The 25022-nt window shown below is 53.7% G+C and carries 21 protein-coding genes and 2 pseudogenes; 8 read left to right on the forward strand and 15 right to left on the reverse strand.

Annotated features, from left to right (window positions below; translation table 11 throughout):
- Positions 1–172: 172 nt before the first annotated feature.
- Positions 173–1417, forward strand: a complete 1245-nt coding sequence (locus ACTG2J_RS11370; protein ID WP_274161515.1) for an OmpP1/FadL family transporter — start codon at positions 173–175, stop codon at positions 1415–1417.
- A gap of 115 nt (positions 1418–1532) precedes the next feature.
- Entirely contained in the window at positions 1533–2756 is a 1224-nt protein-coding gene (locus ACTG2J_RS11375; protein WP_005333249.1) for an EAL and HDOD domain-containing protein, read from the forward strand.
- On the opposite strand, the gene ACTG2J_RS11380 is transcribed toward ACTG2J_RS11375, so the two are convergent.
- Positions 2753–3928: a thiolase family protein gene (locus ACTG2J_RS11380; protein ID WP_274161514.1), complete on the reverse strand. Its 1176-nt coding sequence runs from the start codon at positions 3926–3928 to the stop codon at positions 2753–2755. The two genes, ACTG2J_RS11375 and ACTG2J_RS11380, sit on opposite strands and share 4 nt — an antisense overlap.
- A gap of 122 nt (positions 3929–4050) precedes the next feature.
- Here ACTG2J_RS11380 and ACTG2J_RS11385 point away from each other — a divergent pair, with 122 nt between their 5' ends.
- Positions 4051–4443: a MerR family transcriptional regulator gene (locus ACTG2J_RS11385; protein WP_005360322.1), complete on the forward strand. Its 393-nt coding sequence runs from the start codon at positions 4051–4053 to the stop codon at positions 4441–4443.
- Positions 4444–4549: 106 nt separating this feature from the next.
- On the opposite strand, the gene rplY is transcribed toward ACTG2J_RS11385, so the two are convergent.
- The 5 genes and pseudogenes from rplY to ACTG2J_RS11410 all read right to left on the reverse strand — a co-directional run bounded on the left by rplY (position 4550) and on the right by ACTG2J_RS11410 (position 11896).
- Positions 4550–4837 carry a 50S ribosomal protein L25 gene (gene rplY / locus ACTG2J_RS11390; protein ID WP_005333252.1) on the reverse strand — a complete coding sequence of 96 codons (288 nt, stop codon included), beginning with the start codon at positions 4835–4837 and terminating at the stop codon, positions 4550–4552.
- Positions 4838–4953: 116 nt separating this feature from the next.
- Positions 4954–5841: a hypothetical protein gene (locus ACTG2J_RS11395; protein ID WP_274161513.1), complete on the reverse strand. Its 888-nt coding sequence runs from the start codon at positions 5839–5841 to the stop codon at positions 4954–4956.
- 95 nt (positions 5842–5936) lie between these two features.
- A pseudogene (hrpA, locus tag ACTG2J_RS11400) lies at positions 5937–9835 on the reverse strand (ATP-dependent RNA helicase HrpA).
- Between the two features lie 240 nt (positions 9836–10075).
- The gene (locus ACTG2J_RS11405) at positions 10076–10498 is read right to left on the reverse strand and encodes a CBS domain-containing protein (protein ID WP_005333273.1); all 423 of its coding nucleotides are present in this window, start codon (positions 10496–10498) and stop codon (positions 10076–10078) included.
- 120 nt (positions 10499–10618) lie between these two features.
- Positions 10619–11896 (reverse strand): HD-GYP domain-containing protein, encoded by a 1278-nt coding sequence (locus ACTG2J_RS11410; RefSeq protein ID WP_026035113.1) that lies wholly within the window; start codon positions 11894–11896, stop codon positions 10619–10621.
- 301 nt (positions 11897–12197) lie between these two features.
- Here ACTG2J_RS11410 and ACTG2J_RS11415 point away from each other — a divergent pair, with 301 nt between their 5' ends.
- Complete coding sequence (locus ACTG2J_RS11415) at positions 12198–12320, forward strand: hypothetical protein (protein WP_265177479.1); 123 nt, start codon at positions 12198–12200, stop codon at positions 12318–12320.
- Positions 12321–12439: 119 nt separating this feature from the next.
- Positions 12440–13096 (forward strand): HEPN domain-containing protein, encoded by a 657-nt coding sequence (locus tag ACTG2J_RS11420; RefSeq protein WP_113739472.1) that lies wholly within the window; start codon positions 12440–12442, stop codon positions 13094–13096.
- 38 nt (positions 13097–13134) lie between these two features.
- Here ACTG2J_RS11420 and ACTG2J_RS11425 read toward each other — a convergent pair whose 3' ends face one another.
- Entirely contained in the window at positions 13135–13392 is a 258-nt protein-coding gene (locus tag ACTG2J_RS11425) for an ADP-ribosylglycohydrolase (RefSeq protein WP_113739471.1), read from the reverse strand.
- 75 nt (positions 13393–13467) lie between these two features.
- Here ACTG2J_RS11425 and ACTG2J_RS11430 point away from each other — a divergent pair, with 75 nt between their 5' ends.
- Positions 13468–13845, forward strand: a complete 378-nt coding sequence (locus ACTG2J_RS11430) for a hypothetical protein (protein ID WP_228023714.1) — start codon at positions 13468–13470, stop codon at positions 13843–13845.
- A 93-nt stretch (positions 13846–13938) separates the two neighbouring features.
- Here ACTG2J_RS11430 and ACTG2J_RS11435 read toward each other — a convergent pair whose 3' ends face one another.
- From ACTG2J_RS11435 to yhfZ, 8 genes and pseudogenes are all read right to left on the reverse strand, one after another.
- Positions 13939–16125: a carbohydrate-binding protein gene (locus tag ACTG2J_RS11435; protein WP_113739470.1), complete on the reverse strand. Its 2187-nt coding sequence runs from the start codon at positions 16123–16125 to the stop codon at positions 13939–13941.
- A gap of 90 nt (positions 16126–16215) precedes the next feature.
- A complete protein-coding gene (locus ACTG2J_RS11440; RefSeq protein ID WP_439988618.1) occupies positions 16216–17433 on the reverse strand; it encodes a phosphopentomutase in 1218 nt (405 codons plus the stop codon).
- Positions 17434–17443: 10 nt separating this feature from the next.
- Positions 17444–18607, reverse strand: coding sequence for an alanine racemase (locus ACTG2J_RS11445; RefSeq protein ID WP_113739468.1), 1164 nt, complete (start codon positions 18605–18607; stop codon positions 17444–17446).
- A 72-nt stretch (positions 18608–18679) separates the two neighbouring features.
- Positions 18680–19981: a YhfT family protein gene (locus ACTG2J_RS11450; RefSeq protein WP_113739467.1), complete on the reverse strand. Its 1302-nt coding sequence runs from the start codon at positions 19979–19981 to the stop codon at positions 18680–18682.
- A 10-nt stretch (positions 19982–19991) separates the two neighbouring features.
- Positions 19992–20351: a DUF2620 domain-containing protein gene (locus tag ACTG2J_RS11455; protein WP_029303224.1), complete on the reverse strand. Its 360-nt coding sequence runs from the start codon at positions 20349–20351 to the stop codon at positions 19992–19994.
- Between the two features lie 14 nt (positions 20352–20365).
- Positions 20366–21112: pseudogene (locus ACTG2J_RS11460) on the reverse strand (hypothetical protein); the annotation flags it as partial.
- A 130-nt stretch (positions 21113–21242) separates the two neighbouring features.
- Positions 21243–21575, reverse strand: a complete 333-nt coding sequence (locus tag ACTG2J_RS11465) for a hypothetical protein (RefSeq protein WP_439997502.1) — start codon at positions 21573–21575, stop codon at positions 21243–21245.
- A 58-nt stretch (positions 21576–21633) separates the two neighbouring features.
- Positions 21634–22533 carry a GntR family transcriptional regulator YhfZ gene (yhfZ, locus tag ACTG2J_RS11470; protein WP_439997503.1) on the reverse strand — a complete coding sequence of 300 codons (900 nt, stop codon included), beginning with the start codon at positions 22531–22533 and terminating at the stop codon, positions 21634–21636.
- 377 nt (positions 22534–22910) lie between these two features.
- Here yhfZ and sbcB point away from each other — a divergent pair, with 377 nt between their 5' ends.
- Together sbcB and ACTG2J_RS11480 are read left to right on the forward strand one after the other, a co-directional pair.
- Positions 22911–24338: an exodeoxyribonuclease I gene (gene sbcB, locus ACTG2J_RS11475; RefSeq protein ID WP_113739464.1), complete on the forward strand. Its 1428-nt coding sequence runs from the start codon at positions 22911–22913 to the stop codon at positions 24336–24338.
- Positions 24339–24493: 155 nt separating this feature from the next.
- A complete protein-coding gene (locus ACTG2J_RS11480) occupies positions 24494–24994 on the forward strand; it encodes a hypothetical protein (RefSeq protein ID WP_005360277.1) in 501 nt (166 codons plus the stop codon).
- Positions 24995–25022 lie beyond the last annotated feature (28 nt).

The following is a 25022-nucleotide window of genomic DNA, read 5'->3' on the forward strand; positions in this document are numbered from 1 at the left end:
CACCTGTTTATTTTTATTTTTTAATCAAGCTATTAGAATGCATCCTTGCAGCATTTAATCTTGTTTTATCCAGATACTGGCCATTACCGTTGCCTTACTGGTCATACCATATAAAATCCTGCCTCCATTCATATGACCGATTGAACCTTCGGGTAACAGCAAGGATTTTGCCATGCATCCCATCATCAAACCGTCCGCCATCGCCCTGCTGGTGATCGCAGGTCAGACTCATGCCGCCGGGTTCCAGCTGGCTGAACAGTCCGCTACAGGACTGGGACGCGCCTTTGCCGGTGAGGCCGCCATCGCGGACAACGCCAGTGTGCTCTCCCGCAATGCAGCAACCATGACCCGCTTCGATAAGATGGCGCTCTCTGGCGGCGCTATCTATGTCAGTCCTGACGTCAATATCGAAGGAAAAACGGCCGGTTTACTAACTCATGCTGATGCTACAGCACACGATATCGCCGCCGCAGCCTGGGTTCCCAACGCTTATCTCATCATTCCACTCAGCGAGCAGTGGCGCCTCGGTTTCTCGGCAACCTCTTACTATGGTCTTGGTGTCAAGATGCCGGATAACTACAGCGCTGGCCACTTTGGCAATGTCTCCGATATCAAGACCATGGATCTGGGTACCTCACTCGCCTATCGCATCAATGAGATGTGGTCAATTGGTGCCGGGATCTCTGCTATTCAGGGCGAAGGCGAGGTTGGCGGTGTATTTAATGTCGGCCCACATAAGATAGTGAAACATCTGGAAGGCGATGGATGGGCTTTAGGCTGGAACGCGGGGATGCTGCTAACTCCATCGCAAAATACACGGGTAGGGCTGTCATATCGCCACGATACAACACTGACGCTCGAAGGTAATGCTCAAGGAGCAAACGGATTGACTCCATACGAGGATACCGGACGCCTTGATTTACCATTGCCTGCAACCGCTGAATTGGCTCTCTTCCATCAGTTGACCGACAAACTCGCACTCCATGGCAGCCTGAACTGGACCAACTGGAGTAAATTTGTGCAACTGGAAGCAGAGCTGGATCACCAAGGCTCAATGCACATCAAGGACGAGCACTGGGAAGATAGCTGGCGCTACGCCATCGGTATGACCTATCAGGTCACTCCCAAGTGGCAACTGCGCTCCGGTGTGGCCTATGACGCCAGCCCGGTGCCAGCCGATCGTCGTACCATCTCCATCCCGGATGCCGATCGGCTCTGGTACAGCCTGGGAATGGGGTATCAGTTCACGCCCAACCTGACCGTGGATCTGGGGCTGACCCTGATCGATGGCAAAAAGGTGGATGTCACTGAAAAAATGGAGCTGCAACCGGGTAATCCGATGACGACCTCCACCTTCCAGGGCACTTCCGAAGGGGATGCCTGGCTGGCTGGTGCACAATTGAGCTATCTCTTCTAAATTCCTTCCCTGCAAAAAACGCTATGCCAATTATTGCCTTACTCAATAAGGTGAACACTGGCATAGTGTTCTGCAACACCATAAAATCAACCCAGTACCTTTACTGGAGCAAGGCATGTATTCCTACGTAGCAAGACAGCCGATCCTCGACAGAGACCTCAAAACTCATGCCTATGAGCTGCTCTTTCGCGATAGTCTGAATAATGTCTTCCCGAGCATCTCCTCCCAACAGGCGACGTCACGCCTGGTGGTCGAACAGTTCCTGCAACAAAATATCGATCAGCTCTTGGGCGGCCGCCCCTGCTTTATCAACTTCCCCCACTCACTGCTGCTGGAGGGATTGGCAGAGTGCCTGCCGCCCGAAAAAGTGGTGATTGAGATCCTGGAAGATTCCCCACCGGATGATGCCCTGCTGGAAAAGGTGAAACAGCTGCACAAGCTGGGATATCAGCTGGCACTCGATGACTTCACCATGTCACCGGATTGGGAGCGCTTCCTCCCTTTTATCCACATCATCAAGTTTGATCTTCGTGCCACCCCCCTGATGCAGATCAAAGTGTTTATCCAGCGGCATCAGACCCTAGGGCTCACCTATCTGGCGGAAAAAGTAGAGGACAAGGCGGAGTTCGAGCGGGTCAAACAGCTGGGGATCCAGCTGTTCCAGGGCTTTTTCTTCAGCAGACCCGAGATGGTCAAGCAAGCCACCATGGAGCCAGCGCAAGTCGTGGTGATGCAGTTGCTCAACGTGGTCAACGAGGCAGAGCCTGATATCAACAAGATTGAGCAGCTACTCGGTCAGGATATCTCCCTCTCTCTCAAGCTGTTGCGCTATGTCAACCATCTCAAAGGTCACACCAACCCTATTTCGTCATTTCGCCAGGCTGCCATCTATCTGGGCAACACCCAGCTAAAGCGCTTTGTCTCGCTGGTAGCCGCGACCAGCGCCGGCAAGGGCAAGAGCGCCGAGCTCTACCAGATGTCGATGATCCGAGCCCGATTCTGTGAACTGCTGGCCCACGCCCACGCTCCGAGCCAGCAGGCACAACAAGCCTTTATCACCGGTCTCTTCTCCCTGCTGGATGTACTGATGGAGCAGCCGATGGACAAGCTGCTCGGCACTATCCCTCTTATCGACGATATTCGGCTGGCGCTGCTGGAGCGCAAAGGCAATCTGGGTTTCTACCTCGCGTTTTGTGAAGATTACGAGAGCGCCAACTGGTCACGGGTAACGGCCAGAACAGCCCGCCTGGGGCTGAGCGAGGATAAGGTGAGTCACCTCTATCTGGCCGCCACCACCTGGGTCACGGAACAACTGCTGGCGATGGAAGCCACCAATTAATTCGTCTCGTCATTCACCTCGACCGCGATAGCGGTCGCTTCCCCGCCCCCGATGCAGAGCGCTGCCACGCCTCGCCGCAAACCCCGTTGCCGCAGCGCGGCGATCAGCGTCACCAGAATGCGTGCGCCACTCGCCCCCAACGGATGACCAAGTGCACAGGCCCCTCCATGGACATTGACCTTGTGATGAGGGATGCCGACCCCGCTCATGGCCAGCATGGTGACCATGGCGAAGGCCTCGTTGATCTCGAAGAGATCCACCTCTTCCACCGACCATGCCAGACTCGCCAACAAGCGTGAAATGGCGCCAATGGGCGCAGAGGTAAATTCGGCGGGCAATGCCGCGTGGCTCTGATAACCGACGATCCGTGCCAGCACTTGTACCTGCCAGGCTTGCGCCGTGGCGCCATCCATCAATATCAGCGCCGCCGCACCATCCGAGATGGAGCTTGAATTGGCCGCTGTAATGGTGCCCTCCTTGCCAAACGCTGGCTTCAGGGTAGGGATCTTCTCCGGTCTGCCCTTGCCGGGCTGCTCGTCTTCGACCAGCAACAAGCGCTCACCGCGATAGACGCTTGTCAGCTCGGACACAAACGCACCGGCGTGCTGCGCATCGCGGGCACGCTGCAATGACGCCAGGGCAAACTCATCCATGGCACTGCGGGTCAAACCGGCAAGATCGGCACTGCGCTGAGCATGTACCCCCATCAGCTGGCCATCATAGGCATCTTGCAAACCGTCGAGGAATAGGTGGTCCAGCACCTTTTGATGCCCCATCCGAAAGCCGCTGCGGGCATTATCCAGCAGATAGGGGGCACGGCTCATACTCTCCATCCCCCCCGCGACCACTACCCTGTTGTCACCAAGGCGGATGGTATCCGCCGCCAGCATCACTGCTTTCATGCCGGAACCGCACACCTTGTTGACCGTAGTAGCAGGCACACTATCTGGCAACCCTGCTTTCAACAACGCCTGCCGGGCTGGCGCTTGCCCCACGCCCGCCGCCAGCACATTGCCCATAAACACTTCATCGACCTGCTCCGGACTCAGCCCGCTTTGCTGTAGTGCCGCCTCGATGGCACAGGCTCCCAACTCAGGCGCAGTTACCTCTGCCAATGCCCCCTGAAACGCCCCCATCGGAGTCCGTTTTGCCGCCACAATTGCAATATCCATTTGCCTGCCTCTGTTTGTTACATGGCCATAACATAGGGGTTCTGACGCGATGGAACAAGAGTTGCAGTGCAGTTTACGTTTAGGTAAGGTGCAGACAGGATTTAGTTCGCCAAGAAGTCTGTATGAACAACAAGGATGAAGGACGGCGCTTCAGCATCAGTGAGCTGGCCCGGGAATTTGATATTACGACGCGCAGTATCCGTTTCTACGAGGATCAGGGGTTGCTCAATCCCGCCAGAGAGGGACAGACCCGCATTTACAGCAAGCAGGATCGGGTTCGCCTCAAGCTCACCCTGCGCGGCAAGCGGCTCGGATTCAGCCTCGCCGAGATCCGCGAGCTGTTTGATCTCTATGATGCCGACAAGAGCAGCCGCACCCAGTTACAGACCATGCTGGGACTGGTTGAGGAGAAACGGGAGACACTGCAACAGCAGATGGAAGATATCAGGATGGTGCTGCTGGAGCTGGATGCCGCCGAGCAGCGTTGCCAACAAGCCCTTAGCCAGCTGGGATAACCGGCTTGCTGTGCTGACCAGGTAGCTCTTTCAGCCCGATCACAAGATGCCAGATAGCAAAAAGCCACTCCTGAGAGTGGCTTTTCTTCAACCTGACGGTTCGCTATTAAACGCGAACGAAGTCCAGGTGGATCAGCTTGTAACGTACCGGGTGACGCTGGATAGCTTTCACTTTTACGTTAACTTCTTCACCGTTGATAACCAGAGTCAGTACAGACTCATAGAATTCCGGCTTCTCTTGAGCCAGGATCATTTTCTTGTGGTCAACAGTGATGGACAGGGCTTCTTTGCCTGCACCGTAAACGATGGCAGGAACTTGGTCAGCTTGACGCAGGCGGCGGCTCGCACCTTTCCCCAGGTCAGAACGGACTTCAGCTTGGAATACGAAAGACATAGTATGTATCTCTTTTGGATGAATTTATGGTGCTAACTGCGACCGGTCAGCACCTCGCAAAACGAGCGCGAATACTACCACGGGCCAAATTCGGATACAAGGTACCGACTCTGCATTTAGTGCCCCTGCTCCAACCGGGCGAATTGCTGCTGACGCTGGGCCGGGCTCAGGGCATCAAACCGCGCCAGGGTTTCGGCGCGCGGGCAGTAGAGTCCCTCCCCCGTTCTGACCCGAATGCTCTTGCCAAGCCGCGGCTGGTTCTCTGCCACCAGCGCCAGCAAATAGCTGTAGGTATCGGCTCCCCGGGCACTGGATAACTGGTTGGCAATGCGCCACAGGGTCTCCCCTGCTGCGACCTGATGACACACGGTTTGTGAACCGCCGGCCGCAGGAGCCGAGAGGGTAAGCATGACGTCACTGCCTGCGGATAAGCTAGCCGTGTGACTGGCCAAGGCCATATCGGCGATCGCTACTCCCTCATCTCCTTGGGCACCACTCATCCCCGCAGTGCGAAACGTCACCCCCAGCTGAGCCAGTAGAGGTTCGCTCTCGGCGGGGTCGGTGAGCATATCAACACCACTGAACGCGTCTTGAGGTGTGCGGAACTCGGCAATAAAGGGCGCGACAGGTTGCGCGAGATAATCAGAGAAACCACTCCCCTGGAGCACGATTGCACCAGCAGCAACAGCCTGCGCGGGGACGACCCCGTAAGCCATCTCGTCGATGCGCCGCAGCCTTGCCAGATAGGTTTTGGAGAGCTGCGCCTCCCCCTCGAACAGATCGAAGGGGGGCACCAACCTGGCTGGAAAGAGGATCTGCCAGCGACCCTGCTTCTGCTTTTGGGCCAGCGGCGGAAACTGATTGCCACGCCAGGCCACAAACATCGCAGGCGGGGTGCGCGCCAGCGGGTAATATTCCGGGTTCAACTGCACCCAGGTTTGTTCCGCGATGGGTTGATAACCGCTGATCACCACCTGCGCCACACTCAACCAGATCCCCAGCATCCTTGCCTCCCTGACTTGCGGTTTGAAGGGGCTACCTGACCGGCAACCCCTTCTCAGCACCCGCTATCATGCTGTTAAAACAGTTAGATAGCAGCTTAGCACTGAGCGATGGCGTTAAGCACCCGTTTATCGGAGACCGGATAAGGGGTCCCCAGATTCTGGGCAAAGAACGATACCCGCAGCTCCTCGATCATCCAGCGAATATTGGCCACCTCGGTGGGAACAAGCTGGGATTTGGGGATCTTGGCCAGCAGCGCCTTGTACTCCGACTCCACACTGTGCACCTTGAGCATGTAGACCCGATCCCGGTTGGGATCGATGGCAAGCTTCTCCAGGCGACGCTCGATGGCCCGCAGATAGCGCAGCAAATCAGGCAACCGCTGCCAGCCGGTCTCGGTGACAAAGCCCTTGTGGATAAGGTTGCCGAGCTGCTGCTGGATATCCGACATGGCAAAGGCGGTATCGAGCTGCATCTTGCCCTTGAGCCGCTTCTTGATCTCATGGGACAACGTCAGCACGGCTTCCACTTGCTTGGCCACCTCCACTACCGCATCGTTGAGCTCGGCGCGAACAAACTCCTTGAGCGCCTCGAAACCGGCCTCGTCCCAAGCCAGCCCGCCATGCTGCTCGATCAGCTTGTCGCAGCCACAGGCGATGCAGTCGTCAATCAGCTCCGCCACCTTGCCAAACGGGTTGAAATAGAGCCCGAGCTTGGCCTTGTTGGGCAGCTTCTCCTGCAGATACTTGATGGGTGATGGCACATTGAGCAGCACCAGCCGACGCTGACCGGCCCACATCAGCTGCTGCTGCACCACCGGGCTCTCCACCAGCTGGATGGCGACCGAATCTTTCTCGTCTACCAACGCCGGATAGGCCTTCACTTCGAAGCCGCCACGCTTCTGGCTGTACTCCTGCGGCAACTCGCCAAAGCTCCACAGGGTGAGGCCAGACTGCTCGATATCATCGTCCGCCACTTGTGACAGGGTCTCCTGCACCTTGCCGCGCAGCGACTCTTTCAAGGCCTCCAGATCTTTACCTTCCGCCACCTTCTTGTGTTTGTCGTCCACCACCCGGAAGGTGAGTTTCAGGTGATCGGGCACCGCAGACCAGTCCCAGGACTCACGGGGCACGGTCACGCCGGTCATACGGCGCAGCTGGCGCTCCATTTCGTCCAAGAGCTGCCCCTGCTCGGGGTTGATGCTGGCGAGCAACGCGTCGGCGTAGTTGGGCGCTGGCACGAAGTTTTTGCGCATCGGCTTTGGCATCGACTTGATGAGGGCCACCAACAGCTCGTGACGCAGCCCGGGGATCAGCCACTCAAACCCCTTCACCTCCACCTGATTCAGGAGCGGCAGCGGAATATGCAGGGTCACGCCATCGGCGGCCTCCCCCGGCTCGAACTGATAGGTCAGCTTGAGCTTGAGCCGCCCCTGCTGCCAGAAGTTGGGGTAGTCGAGATCGCTGATGTGGGCCGCATCCCCCTTCATCAGCATCTCTTTCTCGAAGTTGAGCAGTTCGGGATCCCGCTTTTGCGCCTCTTTCCACCACTTGTCGAAGTGGCGGGAGGAGATCACCTCCTCCGGCAAACGAGCATCGTAGAAGCGGAACAGATCCTCGTCATCCACAAGATGTCGCGCCGACGGGATTTGTGCTCCAGCGCCTCCACCTCGGCCAGGAGCTTGCGGTTATCGCTGAAGAAACGGTGACGGGTCTCGAAATCCCCCTCCACCAGCGCGCGGCGGATAAACAGCTCACGACACAGCGCCGGATCGATACGGCTGAAGTTGATGGTGCGCTCGTTGACCAGGGTCAGACCATAGAGGGTCACCTTCTCCTTGGCCATTACGGCGCCGTTTTTCTTCGACCAGTGAGGGTCGCTGTGGTGCAGCTTGATGAGGTGGCCTGCCAGCGGCTCCACCCACTCGGGCTCAATTTTTGCGTTGATACGGGCGTAGAGACGCGAGGTTTCCACCAATTCTGCGGCCATCACCCACTTGGGCGGCTTCTTGAACAGACCCGAGGCCGGGAAGAGGTGGAAACGGCCATTGCGAGCACCAAGGAATTCAGGCTTTTCCAGATCCTTGTTGCCGATATGGCTCAAGAGGCCGGTCAGCAGGGCACAGTGCACCGTCTTGAAATCCGCCGGTTCATGGTTGGCTTTAAAACCCAGCTCCTTGACCGTCTGACGCAGCTGGAAGTGAATATCCTGCCATTCACGCACCCGCAGGTAGGAGAGAAACTCCTTCTGGCACATGCGGCGAAACGGGTTGCTGCCAAGGGCATCCTGCTGCTCTTTCAGGTAATTCCACAGATTGACGAAGGCGAGGAAGTCGGAATCCTTGTCCTCAAAGCGTCTGTGCTGCTCGTCGGCAGCCTGCTTCTTCTCCATGGGCCGCTCGCGGGGATCCTGAATGCTGAGGGCCGCGGTGATCACCATCACCTCGCTCAGGCAGCCGGTCTGCGCCGCGCTGATCACCATCTTCGCCAAACGCGGATCAAGGGGGATGCGCGAGAGCTGGCGACCAGTCTCGGTCAGCTGCAACTTGGCTTCGCGCTCGCCGTTGGCAGGCAGCTCACGCACCGCCTCCAGCTCTTTCAAGAGAGTCAGACCATCCTTGATATGGCGCGACTCGGGCGGCTCGACGAAGGGGAACGCCTCCATATTGCCAAGGCCGAGCGCCAGCATCTGCAGGATGACGGAGGCCAGGTTGGTGCGCAGGATCTCGGGGTCGGTGAAGGCAGGGCGGCTGTTAAAATCCTCCTCCGAGTAGAGGCGGATACAGATGCCGTCCGCCACCCGACCGCAACGCCCTTTACGTTGGTTGGCGCTGGCCTGGGAGACCGGTTCGATGGGCAGTCGCTGCACCTTGGTACGCCAGGAGTAACGGCTGATGCGGGCGGTGCCCGGGTCAATGACGTAGCGAATGCCCGGCACCGTCAGCGAGGTCTCCGCCACGTTGGTGGCGAGCACGATGCGCCGTCCGGCATGTTGCTGGAACACCTTGTTCTGCTCGGCGTTGGAGAGGCGAGCGTAGAGCGGCAGCACCTCGGTATTGCGCAGGTTGAGTTTGCGCAGGGCATCGGCGGTATCGCGGATCTCCCGCTCGCCGTTCATGAAGATAAGAATGTCCCCCAGCCCTTCGCGTGCCAGCTCTTCCACCGCATCGAAGATCCCCTGCAGCTCGTCACGCTCCTCCAGCCCTTCACTTTTATCACTGGTGAGCGGGCGGTAGCGCACCTCTACCGGATAGGTGCGGCCAGAGACCTCGATCACCGGCGCCTTGTTGAAATGGCGGGAGAAACGTTGCGGGTCGATGGTGGCCGAGGTGATGATCACCTTGAGATCGGGGCGCTTGGGCAGCAGTTGCTTGAGATAGCCCAAAATGAAGTCGATGTTGAGGCTCCGCTCATGGGCCTCATCGATGATGATGGTGTCGTACTGGGTGAGCATCCGGTCGTTCTGGATCTCCGCCAGTAGAATACCGTCGGTCATCAGCTTGATGTGGGTCTGCTCGCTCACCTGATCGGTAAAGCGCACCTTGTAACCCACGTAGTGGCCGAGTTCGGACTCCATCTCCTCGGCAATACGAGCCGCCACGGTGCGGGCTGCCAGACGGCGCGGCTGGGTGTGGCCGATAAAGCCCTTCACCCCGCGCCCGAGCGCCAGACAGATCTTGGGGATCTGGGTGGTTTTGCCCGAGCCTGTTTCCCCTGCAATGATCACCACTTGATGTTTTTGAATGGCCTTGGCGATCTCAGCCTGCTTCTGGCTGACCGGCAGGTTGTCCGGATAGGTGACCTTGGGCACACCGGCCAGACGGGTTTGATAGCGCGCTTGCGCGGCATCCAGATCGGCAGCGATGGTCTCCAGCACGGCAGCCTGTTTGCCTTCAGGCAGCTTCTTGACCCCGTGCAGACGGCTGGAAAGGCGGCGAGCGTCGAGGTTCATGCAGGCAGAGAGACGGCGGCGCAGCGCCTCGATAGAGAGAGACAAGGTACGAATTCCTTAAATAGGTGCCCAGAGGGGCCATATCGATAAGCTGGGAGCGATCCTAAAGAGCGAGCGGGGGCGGTGCAAGCCTTAACGTAGCGTTATATATGGGAAGACTGAGAGATTGGCCGATCCTCAAACATGACAAAACAATCATTGTAAGATGGCATAACATGAATAAATCGCAGCATATGAAATAGCCAAGGCAAGCCGAAGCTTGCCTTGGGAGAGAGAAAAACAGGATTAACCGTGGGTGTGATGGACAAAACAGGTGGTGAGCTGGGCGTGAATGGCCTGCATGACATTGTGACGATTGATGACCCCGAGCAGACGCCCCTCCTCCACTACCGGATAGATTTTCGGCTTTTGCCCCATCATCATCTCCGCCAGGCTCAAAATGCTGGTATCTGGCCCCACCGACAACACCTCCTTGCGCATCACATCCTTGACCTGCGCCACCTGTTCGCAGTGATAGGCCTCTTTAAGCAGCACTGCGATGCAATCCTGCTCGGAGATCCAGCCAATCAGATGGCCCTGCCCATCCACCACCGGGCCACCGAGCTGATGACTGTTCAGAAATTTCTCGACCGCAGCTTGCACCATCATGTCGGCAGTGAAGGTGATGGGTCTGCTCTGCATATAATCCTTGGCTTTTAGCGATTCCATATCTGCTCCCCTACTGTAGTCCATCAAGCTGGCGTCTTGTGCGCCGGTACCGGCACCATGCTCGGCTTGTTCCAAGCATAGCTGGCTCGCGGCGGTATGAGTCAGCGGCCAGCCTCTCCCTCAATTGATGGCATGATCCGGCTCGCGATCCGGAATGGCTGCCATCATCATCTGCGGCAGGTGATCGGCCAGCACCGCTACCACAGCGGGATCGACCCGCCCCTGATCCGCCAGTTGCTGCATAAAGGTCAATGCGTCACGGGCAGGCAGGCCGCGCCGATAAGGTCTGTCCTGCACCATTGCCTGAAAAATATCAGCGACCCGCAGGATCCGCGCTTCAAGCGCCATGGCGGATGCCGGCAGGTGGAACGGATAGCCCTCCCCATCAGGCTCCTCATGGTGATAGGCCGCCCAACAGGCAATCTCCTCAAACCCTTCGATATGACGCAGGATCTGGTAAGTCTCGAAGCTGTGGGTATTGATGATGGCCCGCTCCTCTTTCGTCAGGCAGGCAGGCTTGTCGAGGATCTCGTCCGGCACCCTGAGCTTGCCCAAATCGTGCAGCAAACCGGCGATCTCCAGCATGTCACAATGGATGGCACTGACTCCCATCTGCTCGGCCAATGCCCGAGACAACCTGCTCACACCGAGTGAATGCGTCATCGTGAATGGGCTTTTGGCGTCGACAATGCCGGAGAAGATCTGCGCCAGCGCTTTAAGCTCCCCGTTGAAGGTCAGGCAAGGCTCCCGCACCTGCAGCATCTCCAGCATGTAATCATTGATGGAGCGCGCTTCCAGCTGCAGCCAAAATGCCTCAGAGCGAGACGCCTTGAGGAAGGCATCCACCAGCTCGGGGGCAAAGAACTCGTCACGGAAATCCTGCAGGCGTGCGCGGATCTCGTTGGTATGCATCAACAATGAACCATCACCATAGTAGGGCGCCGCCAACGCATCGCAGCGATCCACCAGAAAGATAAGGTTGGCCTGACGGGCTACATTGGGGTCCACATCGGCCATCTCGCGCAACAGGTGCCAGTGGGTATGGTGATAACGGATAGGCAGGGCCAGCGGGGCCAGCAAACGGAAATCCTTGAGCAGCTGATATCCCACCTCGCAGTGGCGCTGGGAGGACTCCCAATCGAACTCGCTGACCAGATGATGATGGGTGATGGTCGAGGAGACACCGATATCATGCAGCACCCCCAGCTCGAACAGCAGACAGCGTTCGGCCTCACTCATCCCCAGCTCCCGGCTGCACTCGGCAGCCATAATCCCGACCCGTTTACCGTGGGCCACATCGCCAATGCCCACCAGATCCAGCGAGGCTGACAGGGCATACACCACCTGCCTTAGATCCACTTGCAACGAAAAGGGGGCTGCGCCCTGCGCTCTGTCCATGATCCGGGTCCCATGCGATGTTGTCGTATCAAACTGGCGCTGTTTTATCCTTCGCCTTCTATCAACTTAGTCAATAGCTGAGCCTTTTACCTTGTTTTATAGTCATTTATGTGTATGGATATGGTATTTTCCTGACTCTAAAAGGAGTGTGAACTAGGAACTCACTGCAATAATTTGAGTCGTGTTACTTTAGGCCAGATGGAACTTGTCTGAAGGATATCATGCCGATACCCCCCCCCCTTCGACTTATCGCTGCCCAACATGTGGCTAGCACAAGACGGTTGTTCACAAGAGCGATGTTATGGTACGTGGCCACACCTGGTTTGAGGCCTGTCCCGAGTGCCACCATGCCCCACTGGAACAATCGTCGGCCACCATGGCGGAGCTGGCCATTGCAACGCTGAAGGGTATCATCCGCAAGTAGCCGCTGCTATCACCACATTGCTATTCCAGCCAGTTCTTCTAAACCTGATGATCAAGCAGCAGGACAGAGAGTATGGTTGTCAAAGCTGGCTATTCATCTGATTGAGAAGGAGATCGTCGTTGAATTTTGAACAGTTGAAAAACCATCACCGGACGCTGCGTGAACACTCTCCCAGCAACCTCAACCTGCGAGTTCATCGTGCCCTAAGCTGGCTGCAACGTGCTGAAATGGCCGAAGATGAAGATGGCCGCTTTATCTTTCTCTGGATTGCGTTCAATGCGGCTTATGCCACTGAAATCGAGGACGATCGTCGCCTCTCTGAACAGGAGACCTTCAAAGGCTTTCTGGAGAAACTGTGCGACCTGGATGAGCACAAAAAGATCGAGCATCTGGTTTGGCAGGAGTTCTCTGGCAGTATCCGCATACTGCTGGATACCCCGTTTGTACTGCAAGGCTTCTGGGATTATCACAGCGGCAAAATAAGCGAAGCCCAGTGGAAGGAGCGGCTGGCACAAGGCAAGAAGATGGCAAACCAGGCCCTCGCCAGCAGCAACACCCCACAGTTGCTGGGCGTGGTGTTTAACCGCCTCTATACCCTGCGCAACCAGCTAATTCATGGCGGTGCGACCTGGAACAGCTCGGTCAATCGCAAACAACTGAAGGATTGTGCCAACCTGCTCGGCAAACTGGTGCCGGTGATCATCGAGTTGATGATGACCCATCCCGATACCCTGTGGGGAGATGCCTGTTATCCGGTGGTTGAGCTGGCTGGTTAATCAGCCGCAGGATGGCGGGATACGATGGCGCCGCGGCTTCAATCTGTCCGATCTGACAGATAGAAAGCCCCGGCTAACAGTCCATAGACCAACCGCACCCGCTCATCCCTGCCCAGCAGCACACCGAGTAACACTTCGCCGCTTGCCAAATCGTCACCATGCCAGAAGCACCAGAGGGCTGCCTCCACTACATCCAACCAGCTGGCATGGCCCAGCTGATTGCGTGACTTTCGCCGCCAGCTGCCGCGCACCACGGCGCAGCTATTCGGGGATGTGGCCGCAATATCGAGCCTCACACTCTGGTCTATGACGGGATCCGCTGGCACGTTCGTGCCTACTGCGAGAAGAAAGGGGAATATCTGGACTTTGTGATGAGTCGTTTTCGCGGCGAACCGGATCTGCTGGATGCCTCCCCTCACGGCCGGGAGCAGGATCTGGAGTGGAACACCCATGCGGTAGTCGTTCCCAATCCAGGCCTCAGCGAGGGTCAGCAGGCAATCATTGCCAGAGACAATGCCATGACAGGGAACCAGCTGTTGATTAACCAGCGCATCCCTTTGATGCACTACGCATTGGAGCGGATGCAGGTGAGCTACAACGGAGAACATCAACAACATCCCCTGCTCTACCCGCTGGTACTGGCCAACCGGGAGGAGCTCATCCAGCAAGGCTGTACCTTCAAGCTCAAGAGTGCGGATTTGCTGACACAACACAGCTCGTCTGACAGACACAAGAGTAACAACGGGTAAAGGGAATGAAATTCAAAAGAAAAATTCCCGAGCAATGCTCGGGAATTTTTAGATAAGAAGCGACCGCGTTAGGGTCACGTGTCAGCACACACTTTACTGACAAGCGCCTAGCAGCTTCCAGGGACCACCTTGGTCCGGCTGGTTATTGGTGTTCCACCACTTGGCCTCATAGATGTTGCCGACATAGGTCGCCTTGTCACCGGTGTTGTACACCTGAGTGCTGTTCCAGGAGGCCGGACAGGCACTACCCTTCTCGAAGCTCACTTCAAGGCGGTGATTGGCCGCCAAGCTGGGGAAGGTATAAGCGCTCGCCACCGGCTGGGCCGCGCCATCGACGGTGATACTCTTCACTCGATATCCGGGATCAGGAATGAACGCAACTGTCAGTGCACTTCCCCCTTTTGCCTGAATAATACCTGCAGTATCCGGTGCAGGAGAGATAGAGCCACCGGTGCCGACGACACTAGCACGAATGTCAAACATCACGGGAATATCGATCGTCACCTCTTTGTACTGACCGCTGAAGCCGGAGAAGTTCCGTTCAGAGAGACTCTTCACATCGGTATTGCGCAGGATAACGATCTTCTTGTCACCCTTGGCAAACGGCTCGAGCAAGGTCAGCTCGGTGTTGGCACCATTTTGAGTCAACTTTACAGCAGAAAATGGCACTGGCTGATTGCTTGGAACGGTCAGCACCGTTTTTTGCGGATTGAAGCTGTTCACCACCAGCGACATATTCCAGCCCCAGGTTTTGTGATCAAGCGGCACGATAAAACCCAGACGATCAAAGCTGCCGGTCACGTTGAGGAACATATCAGGCGACAGGTCGGCCAACGTCAATCCCATCAGCTCATACGAAGCATAAATGCCGCCGTCATCGGCTTGGGGACCAATAACCACCGAAGAGCTAGTCTCATAAGCTTTGAGATGCTTGAACCCGATCCCCGACGAACCCTCGATACGATCCACCTTGGGGTCAAACTGGGCGACGACCTGCTTGCCTGAATTCCACGCCAGCGTGTACACCATAGACTGAATGACCACTTGTGAAGGATTGGCCAGTACATCGCCAGCATTGATGTTGTTCAGAATGATTTTTTGTCCAGCCACATCTATTTCAGCGCCATTTTTCCCCTGAGTGACCACCATGGACGCCAGAGGTGATTCGCTGGACCAGCCACGTAGCACGATCTTATCCTTGCCGATAACAAAGTCGGTAACCGTGGTGATAGAGCCCTTCTGCTCATTGAGTAGCAGCTGGTTTTTGCCACCCCCCAAGATAACGGTGTCATTCCCCCACCCCGCCATCAGAACTTCATCGTAAGGGGAGCCTTGAGTGACGCTGTCACCCGGTACATCAAACAGCGTGTTGTAACCGCCAAACTTATGCACATATTTGGTGATACAAGTTCCCTGCTCGTCACACGTGATCTTGTCTTTGGTCAACAGCTCGGCGGTTCCCCACGCTCCACGCAAGTGAGCAGCGGCCAGGATACCGGACATAGTTGCCTTGACCGTTACCTGCTGCCCGTTATCATCCGTATCGGTCCAGCTTTTCGACAAGGCCTGTGCCCAGGTCATATTGGCATCTTGTAGGAGCTTGCTGATGACCTTGTAGTTGAAGTGCATGACATCCCGGATCACCAACTCCTGTTTATCGGGCTTGATGAAATCGGTGAAATTGTTGACCCCGTTCTTGCCGATAAAATGCCCTTGCCAGCGGTTAATATCCGTTACGTACACCTGATTACCGCCTGATCCCGGGATTTCAGCCAGCGCCTCGGTTTTACAACCGATCCAGGTCGAATCGGGCACGAACATATAAAAGCTGTCGTATTCCTTACCTGCAATCTGTACTGTCGGCGGGCTGTAATAGCCTCCATCGATCAATACCGCTTCACCCAGCTGATACCCGACAAAGCCCCACGCATTCATCGAGCTGTACTGCATCAACTTGAACATGCCCGGGTCATGAGGGGTATTTTCGTTATAGATGCTGCCAAGACCCAGTTTGGTAAAGTACTGCCTTATCGTTGTAGGCTCTTGCACCATACTCCCTGTGGCGCAGTCCCTGACGAGGCGACCCGGCTTGGTGACCTTAGCGTAGGTATAAACGGGGTTATCCAGATTATCGAGGTAAAACGGACTCAGTGCCGGATTGATACCGGACTCAAAATTTCTGAGACTATCGAGAAACTCTTGCATTCCCCCAGTTGAGGCAGATGCCGTGGTCGCAATAAATATGCCACCTAATAATGAAAGACTTAATCCATGTTTCATCTAGCAACTCCTGATTAATAATATAAGCCTATCTCACCAACATAAAAAGTGAGGTGTAAAGAACATAATTAGTGTTTATATATCGTCGAACTAGAACTTTATGGGCGAGCCAAATTCTGGCATGGGAGCATTAAAGAATTTGGCAACACTGGCCCCCACATCAGATAGGGTATCGCGAACACCTAACTCAAGCCCCTTTAATTCATGGCTGAATAACAATATTGGCACCATTTCTCTTGTATGAAGAGAATGTCCGATAAAGGGATCGTTGCCATGATCAGCCATAACAATCAAGAGGTCGCTTATGGACATAGCGTCTAATATCTTTGATAATCCGGCATCAGCTCTCTCGAGCGTATTCCAGTAACGCCTAGCATTTTGTTGGTGACCAGAAAGATCCGTTTCCTGAACATTGAGGCAGAAAAATGCATTATCTTTCCGAACAACATCCCGCAGCAATAAATCAAACAGTGTATCGGTATCGACTACTCCTGGATATGAAACACCGTGTTCATTCTCTACGATATCGGCGACCTTACCATATAAGAACGTCTTGATTCCAACCTGATTAAGACAGTGTGGCACTTGTGTCGATGGATCGACTCCATAGCCAAGGTGAATAACCTTAAATCCGTTATTATAGGCTCCAGAACGTGGAGCGTTGACCCCAATAAATGCTATATTTCCGTTTTTATCTGGTTTGGTTTCTATGGCTGAATAGATGTCATCCATTGAATCAATCAGTCCACCAAACGCTATGTTTCGTCCAGCATCATTATATTTCCTGACTACTCTTCCGATTTTCACGACGTCATCGAATGATATCAAGTTCAAATTGGCTGTAATGTTATAAACCTGTCCCAACTCGGCCTCAAGGTTATCCCCGATCACGACACAGCTGTTGACCTCCAGTAGGGCAAGCGCATCGCGATATATTCGGTTGACCTGGTATCCTGCGGCAATCAACCCTGCCTCTATCTTTTCGATATATGTACTAAAGGGGGCTTGTAGCGGTGCTCTCGGTTTGGTCCCCATGATCTCTTGATGCCCCATAAAGGTGTCACACCCTTCATGGCCCAGCATTGACTTACCCCAGTTTGCAGCCTGGCTACGTTGCATCACTGAGTTGACGGGATACACCGTATTCAACAATCCAAGCCGTGCCAACGTCGGCAGATGTTTATCTGAAAAATGCTCAATGAGCTTTCTTGCTGTATTGGCACCGTGATCCTGTGGTCGCTCGGCCAGTACATCCGGCATTTCGCCGATACCAAAGCCATCGAGGACGACAACAATAAACCTTGCCATAATCCCTCCCTTACAACTCTCGCCCTTGCGAATCATAGAGTCCGATGATTTTCGGGGTCCCTGTCGATATTCCTGAAACCAGCGCAACATCACTCCTGGTCACAAACACCTGGGAGCGGAAAGCCATAATAACGGGTGTGCCGACGGGACACGTTCCCGCCAACTGGATGTGGTAATCGATGCTGCCATCATCACCTGCCACAAATGGCATGAAGCGTCCGTGTGGATCTGAGCCATCCATTGCCAGTGCGCCACGAATACGTCCACGCCGATAATATCCACCACCATAGCAATAACTATTTCCGTTATGCTGATGAGATATCTCGCTCAAATAAAGCATTGCAATCTTTTCTGGCTGATCCCCATTCTGATTTGATGGAATTGTACCGGTCAAAGCATGTCCCGGTTCGCCATGCGTCCCACCTCGAGAGGCAATTAGCGGTATTGTTTCACAACTAGTTGAAGACGGAACATTGACCTGTGTTATCCGGCAACCCATTCGCTCAGCCTGCTCTTTGGCAATCATCGTTGTCCTGAAATTATGTGTGGCCACGGTCACATCTTTATCTTCATCATAGAGAAAGCTGGGAAAATGAGTGACCCCCGCTATAGCGATATTCGGTAGTGCTGACAATGATTGGATAACCTCATCCAGCTCACTTAGTAAAAATCCAGACTCCTGACTGGGATAAATAATGTCACCATGCTGATAAAACTTGACCATAATCTTTTGAACTACATTCGCATTAACTGCAGCAGATGAAATCTCCTTGGCCTTTTCAATAGAATAAACGGTTATAATCTCTGGTTTGGTGACACTCACCAATTCATGGACTATCCCAGTAGGTGGTTGAACCAAATGCCCAACATGACTAACATTTATTCCCAGGTCTGAATAATGGCGTGCTTCTTTGAAATCAACACAGACAATACCATCATAACCTAACTCATCGATCAGCAATTTTGCTAAAACGGGATTGCGTCCAAATTGCTTCGTCATCGCATAGAGTGTGATCCCATACTCATCTGCAGTTTTCTTGATCACCCTCGCATTTTCAACAAACTGGTCGACATCAATAATATAAGTGTCAGGCAAAACCTGGTTGGATTTTAATAATTCAGCTGCACACTCTATAAATCTCGGATTTTGTCTTTTCAAAGCATCAAGAAACATCTTCGCTCACCTTATAAATGTAGCTTACCCGGCCCGATAGTTTTCAGGCTGTCAAACCGGGTGACCCTGGGGTCAGATATTAAAAATTCCGACGATATGGAAAATATTGAGTGCAACACCAGTTAATATGGCAGCGAGAGCCGGAGCAGCAATTTTTAGTACAGGACGGCCCATCACCTCATTGAGGAAGAACAAGATAGTGAAAATGGTAATCCCGGTGGTCCCACCCATTTTCATCACCGCCAGTACCCCACCGATCAGGAGTGCAAACTCCATCAGCGTGTTCATCGAATTACGGATATTATCCGAAGCATTACGAATAGACGGAAATTGTTCCAGGAAATGGCCGATCCGACGCAGCAAGAATACTTCCGCACAAATGGTCAGGGCCCCCAGCACCGCAGCAACAGGTACGTTAGGTGAGAGGTAACCAACCACAAACACAAAAGTCATCCCGACCACACCATATACACCAGTGGCCAGTGCAGTGGTCGCAATCAGAGGTACGAACCCAAGCCCGCGCATGAATTCAGAAAGAGCAACCTGGTTGATTGCCGTCTGCTGCGCGACAGGATCGGTCAACTTGTAGGCATCGGCAAGCGGATAGATAGAGACTTCAGAACCAGCAAAATAACCAGCGTTGACAACCACAGCTACCAGCGCACCGGTTGCAGCTAGGAACGGCAGGTTTTTCATGATGCGCTTGGTGCGTTCTTCAAACAAACTGTGCATACCCGACATATCAGGCGGCGCGATACCATTTTTCTTATCGTTGATGTCTTTGTATATGGCAGTCCCCACCAGCATCATCATCCCAACGAAAATTTGCAGGGACTCAGGATAAATAGTGGTAAATTTCATCGTGGCAAGCCGAGCCAGCACAATAACTGCAGCCGAAATAGCACCAGCTTTCCAACCGAACTGATAAAAGATGGCGAGCAGCGGAAACAGTGCAAAAGCGGTCATCACTGGCGTACCCAATTCACCTAACGCGCCAACCGCATCGACAGGCAAGCCTGTCAATACAGCATTCACACCGGAAAGAGAGGTAACAACCAGAATCCCCCACAAACCGCCAGCTAATGCGGCTTGCCAGCGCCGAGCCATCATCACACCAAGAATGTCGGTCGGTAAAAAGAGCAACCAAGGGTTTAGAAGACCAGTGGAAAGCGTAAACGAAATACCGACTGAGGCGACGAAACCAATCGACAAGCCAAACGCCACGGATCCCGCATCACGCCGCGACATATTTCCTTCGACGACTTGGGGTAGAATCGGCCTGATTCCGTCATGAAATACCGATGCACTCATATTGGCCAACAGAGCTGTCATGGCACACAACAGAGTGACTAACCCTAATTGAATAATGTCCATTTTTGTGCCCTCAATTGGCGGCAAGCTTGGTAATTAATAAAGGAATGGCATGTTCGACATGTTCCACTGAAAGGCCAAACGCCACCTTGCCCTCTTGAATAAACTTCTCCACCTCTTCGGACTTAGCTTTGATGGAAGGTTTAGCAATAGTGCAACTTTTCGGATAACCGATAATAGCGATAGCGATTGATAGTGCAGCCCCAGCACCGGTATTACAACACCCGATGTAATAATCCAGGACTCCCGCTTTTACCTTCATGGCGGCATCCATGTCATTGAGAATATGACATTCAAACTCCCCCGGTGCAGCTTGTTCAATCTGCGCCTTTATCTGCTCACGTTGCAATCCAGCAATCCCTATTTTTTTCATTTTTATATCCAGCCTCATTTAAAAAAGTGGTAAGGGGTAAGACGTAACATTTGTTCTATTTGAGTTTTACTAATACCTGACTCAAGTAACTGTGGAATAAAACTTTCCACCAGATAACAAAATCCAAGGCCTCCATTTTTTTTAAGGTGTGATTTTCTAGTTATATCCATAGACAGCATGACTCTATCCAACAAATTCCTGCTAGCCAATTCTTTCAGCATGTTGATTCTCGACGAATCAGGGAAGTAACTGTTCTTACCGATAGTGTCAAACTGAACATGACAACCCTGTTCGATCAACCACAAGATGTCATCCAGATTATTTTTAAGATCGCAATGACCGATAGTGACCCTTTCCATTGCGACCGCATACGACTTGAATAACTTCACCTGTTCTCTTGCCATGGTGCTCATGGAAAGGTGGGTCGAGATTGGGCGGCCGGTCTCATAATGCGCCATTGCTGCAGCTTCAAAGACTTTTCGCTCGGTTTCGGTAAATGCGTTCTCGCTACTACCAATTTCCCCAATGACACTAGCTTTAAGTGCACTGTCATCGATACCCACCGTGATTTCATGCACCATCTCACCGCATATCTCGCGAGCTGACATACGGTATAGCTTCTCGGGGAAGAAACCTTCGATGTAATAACCTGTCGACATCAGGATATTCATGCCGGTATCTTGCATTATATTTTCAATAAAATGAGGATTTCTCCCCATAAAACGATTTGTCATCTCGATGAGATTAAGCACTCCATGCTGTTTGAGTGCAACAAGCTATCCCGGATCGACGCATAACTATCAAGAAGACAATCTTCATCCCTTTTCTGTGAGGATAGGTCAATGTGCAGATGTTCATGACAATAGGTGTAACCATCGAGGCTAATCGACATTACATACCCTCCTGACATGAGTAGTGCAGTGATAAAAGATTACTCAACATAAATGACTTTTCACTCTCCGGAGCTGTCGCAAGATCAATTTTATCAAGCAGTCTTCTGTTGAGAACATCAATATCATGGAAGAATGGATCTTCCTGTACTTCATCAAATAGGGTTGGATCCATACCTTGCTCTATTGGTGTTCCTGACTTAATCCGATCAAATGCCCTGGCCAGATGGACAATCATCATCTGGAATTGTTCGTTATCATCACCAACTGGAAAATTTTCCCTGAGGTCTTCCATTACCACTAAACATGCTTTTAATGCATCATGACTGATCACATCGGCTGACCGGAGTAACTGTAATCGCGCTATCACTGCATATCTCCATATTCAAATATTAATAACTTGGTATCAACTTCCCTTCAATTACTAAACGCTGATGGACCAACAGTTGATGAACATCAAGTAATTTACTAATTAGCTCGCTGACATGCTGGCTCTGGCGACTGACAAGAATGACCGCCTGGGATGCTTGGCGACATTCATCAATATGCTGGAGCGATTTTTCGCACAGCCCTGATACATTCATATCGATGGCCTCGGGCAACCACACGACCGCATCTATCTGCCTGGAAACGAGATAACTCAAGCTGTTGGAATAGTTGATCTCGACAATTTCAATTTCTTTTTCTGCAAACGCCTTCTCGGTCAGAATTCGCTGGTCAGGAGATGCCGGATCGACCCCCACGCGTTTGATAGTCTCATATTCGTTTTCCCGATAAATCAAGCGATGCTCGAGTGAATAGGATTCTGCCCCCAGATCCGCCAAGATCTTAACACTACCACCCAATGTTCCAGCAGCAAGCTTGGACATAATGGCTAGGTCGTAGACACCCTTTTTCAAGCATTCGGCACGAACATCAGCGCCGCGCATATGGGCGAAATAGAGTGGCAGGCTGCCAAGTTGCGCCTTCAATCCACTGGCTAGGCCCTCGTAGTGCTTTGTATAAGGCAGCGGCATGGCACACACCACATGGCTGATGCCGGAGTAACGGACAAGCTTTTGATAATCGAGCTGCCGAATATAAGTGCCATTACGCCCCCGCTTACTCAAGCTGACCGCCTTGTCATTTTCCAGCGTGGTAAACGCCTTCTGTATAAATCCAACCGATACACCAATCTCGTCTGACAAGGAATCTATGGTTCTCAGACGGTCGTCAGGCCGTGTCGTCATGAGATACTTTGCAAGACATATCACTGCCATGCCTTCTTTACTGATGTATGGGTTTGTCATCATTTATATCTTCATTATTTTGAACAAATGATACACCAGAGATTTCGCCCAAAACTAAACGATTGCTCAATTTTGTGAGCGCCTTCATAACAAATCGGATGAGAGAGGATCCTTGCAAAAAAACCACGGGCGCGACCCAAGAGCGCCATGTCTCCGACCGACTGAAGCGTTGGATCTAGTGACATAGTGAATTTGGCCACCTGATTGGCTGACTCCCCTCTAACTCTATGAGGTCTCTTTCCGCCCAATAAACCGCCACCTACACGGCTCGCCCTTCGTTCTGCCTGCGCTATGGTTTACCATGCACACAATTGTGGTGCCTGGCACCGCCCACCCTAGCGCCAGGCGCTACCGTCATCGGATACCTCATCTCGAGCAACATGAGCAAAACAGCACACGCGGGCAACGAGCCAACATTCTACTTCCACGACTACGAGACCTTCGGCATCAGCCCCGCCAAGGACAGGCCGTCGCAGTTTGCCGGTATTCGTACCGATGCGGATTTCAACATCATTGGCGAGCCACTGGTGATTTATTGCAAGCCTCCGGCAGACTACCTGCCAGATCCGGAGGCGTGCCTCATTACCGGTATCACGCCGCAAAAGGCGATGAAGGACGGGCTGTGCGAGGCGGATTTCATTCGCCAGATCCACGAGCAGTTCGCCACACCGAATACCTGTGTGCTTGGCTACAACAGTATCCGCTTCGATGATGAAGTGACCCGCTACACCCTCTATCGCAACTTTTATGACCCCTATGCCTACAGCTGGCAGAACGGCAACTCCCGATGGGACATCCTCGACATGCTGCGGGCCTGCTATGCCCTGCGGCCGGAGGGGATCGAGTGGGCCTTTGATGATGAAGGCAAACCGAGTTTCCGGCTGGAGAAGCTGACGGTCGCCAACGGCGTCGCCCACGCCAATGCTCACGATGCACTCTCTGACGTACTGGCCACCATCGAGATGGCCAAGCTGGTGAAAAAGGCCCAACCCAAGCTGTTTGGTTACCTCTTTGATCTGCGTAACAAAAACAAGGTGAAGGCGCTGATTGACGTGGTGACCATGAAGCCGCTGGTGCACGTCTCCGGCATGTTCTCCCCCTGGCAGGGTTGTGCAAGCTGGGTCTCGCCACTTGCCTGGCACCCCACCAACCAGAACGCGGTGATCATGGTGGATCTGACCCGTGACCCCACCCCGCTCATCGAGCTCACCAGCGAGGAGATCCGCGAGCGCCTCTATACCAAAAAAGAGGAGCTAGGGGATCTGGCGGGCATTCCGGTGAAACTGGTGCACATCAACAAGTGCCCGGTGCTGGCGCCGGCCGCCACCCTGACGGCGGAACGGGCCGACGAGCTCGGCATCGATCGGGAGCAGTGCCGCAAGAGCCTGGATCTGCTGCGCGCCCACCCCGAAGTACGGGAAAAACTGGTGGAAGTGTTCAATCAGGAGTTTGCCGGCAGCAATGAGAGCGACCCCGATACCCAGCTCTACGGCGGATTCTTTGGCCACGGCGACAAGTCCACCATGGATCTGGTGCGTGCTACCCCCGCGGACCTGCTGGGTGAGCGGGAGTTCGCCTTTACCGACGCCCGGCTGCCGGAGATGCTGTTCCGCTACCGCGCCCGCAACTGGCCGCACACCTTGAGCGAAGCGGAGCAGAAACGCTGGCGCCTGCACTGCAGCGACTACTTCAGCCGCCGTCTGCCGGACTATGTGCCCCGTCTCGAGGCGCTGGCCGAGCAGAACCAGAGTAACGAACGGAACTTCGCGATTCTAAAGAGTCTCTATCACTATCTGGAAGATTTATGAGTTGTGAGTAGTTTCACAATAAATCCTTCCCGCCCGTCCCCTTCTTCAGGTCATAATGACGAAGGGGATTTCCCCAAAAACCAATATCTTGCAACATCCTGAGCGGATGTCTCCCAAGCAAGAGATCTCTTTGGCCGAACGGAAGCCATTTGCTGATGCCTCGTCACCACGCACTGCTCGGATTACTGGCCCTGCTGCCGCTGGCAGCCAACGCCGCATACCGGTTCGATGTGCCGGATTATCTTGCTCGCCTGCCCGAGCAGACCTATCGCATCGTAGAACAGAACTTCAATACCCTTTATCAGCAGACTGATTTCACTCCCCTGATCACCAACAGCTACTTCAACGGCTCCCATCTCTACAAGTTTGTCGGGGTACCGCTGGCCATCAGCGCCCAGTCAGGTTTCCAGCTGGAGGTGTTTGGTCAGGTCTATAACCGCGCTTCGCAAGCCTATATGCACCTGAGCGAGGATATGTCCCTTTATCGAGTGATGCGGGTCGATCTGATGGGGAACCCCAATGATCAACTGGCCATCGGTTTTGGTCTGGGGGTGCCCATCACCCCGTTGCTGACCCTCAAGGCGATCGCCTCCGGCAGTGATATCCCGGGCTATGGTTCCGCCAAATACGCTGTCGGTTTTGAGTGGCGTTACTGAAAAACGTGACTGATAACCGCTGATTGAA

This window comes from Aeromonas sp. 6P (genome assembly GCF_051919525.1).
Lineage (GTDB): Bacteria > Pseudomonadota > Gammaproteobacteria > Enterobacterales > Aeromonadaceae > Aeromonas > Aeromonas veronii.

Coding starts and splice junctions, on each gene's coding strand:
- ACTG2J_RS11370 (WP_274161515.1), top strand. CDS start 173: ATGCATCCCATCATCAAACCGTCCGCCATCGCCCTGCTGGTGATCGCA.
- ACTG2J_RS11375 (WP_005333249.1), top strand. CDS start 1,533: ATGTATTCCTACGTAGCAAGACAGCCGATCCTCGACAGAGACCTCAAA.
- ACTG2J_RS11380 (WP_274161514.1), bottom strand. CDS start 3,928: ATGGATATTGCAATTGTGGCGGCAAAACGGACTCCGATGGGGGCGTTT.
- ACTG2J_RS11385 (WP_005360322.1), top strand. CDS start 4,051: ATGAACAACAAGGATGAAGGACGGCGCTTCAGCATCAGTGAGCTGGCC.
- rplY (WP_005333252.1), bottom strand. CDS start 4,837: ATGTCTTTCGTATTCCAAGCTGAAGTCCGTTCTGACCTGGGGAAAGGT.
- ACTG2J_RS11395 (WP_274161513.1), bottom strand. CDS start 5,841: ATGCTGGGGATCTGGTTGAGTGTGGCGCAGGTGGTGATCAGCGGTTAT.
- ACTG2J_RS11405 (WP_005333273.1), bottom strand. CDS start 10,498: ATGGAATCGCTAAAAGCCAAGGATTATATGCAGAGCAGACCCATCACC.
- ACTG2J_RS11410 (WP_026035113.1), bottom strand. CDS start 11,896: ATGGACAGAGCGCAGGGCGCAGCCCCCTTTTCGTTGCAAGTGGATCTA.
- ACTG2J_RS11415 (WP_265177479.1), top strand. CDS start 12,198: ATGGTACGTGGCCACACCTGGTTTGAGGCCTGTCCCGAGTGCCACCAT.
- ACTG2J_RS11430 (WP_228023714.1), top strand. CDS start 13,468: ATGAGTCGTTTTCGCGGCGAACCGGATCTGCTGGATGCCTCCCCTCAC.
- ACTG2J_RS11435 (WP_113739470.1), bottom strand. CDS start 16,125: ATGAAACATGGATTAAGTCTTTCATTATTAGGTGGCATATTTATTGCG.
- ACTG2J_RS11440 (WP_439988618.1), bottom strand. CDS start 17,433: ATGGCAAGGTTTATTGTTGTCGTCCTCGATGGCTTTGGTATCGGCGAA.
- ACTG2J_RS11445 (WP_113739468.1), bottom strand. CDS start 18,607: ATGTTTCTTGATGCTTTGAAAAGACAAAATCCGAGATTTATAGAGTGT.
- ACTG2J_RS11450 (WP_113739467.1), bottom strand. CDS start 19,981: ATGGACATTATTCAATTAGGGTTAGTCACTCTGTTGTGTGCCATGACA.
- ACTG2J_RS11455 (WP_029303224.1), bottom strand. CDS start 20,351: ATGAAAAAAATAGGGATTGCTGGATTGCAACGTGAGCAGATAAAGGCG.
- yhfZ (WP_439997503.1), bottom strand. CDS start 22,533: ATGATGACAAACCCATACATCAGTAAAGAAGGCATGGCAGTGATATGT.
- sbcB (WP_113739464.1), top strand. CDS start 22,911: ATGAGCAAAACAGCACACGCGGGCAACGAGCCAACATTCTACTTCCAC.
- ACTG2J_RS11480 (WP_005360277.1), top strand. CDS start 24,494: ATGCCTCGTCACCACGCACTGCTCGGATTACTGGCCCTGCTGCCGCTG.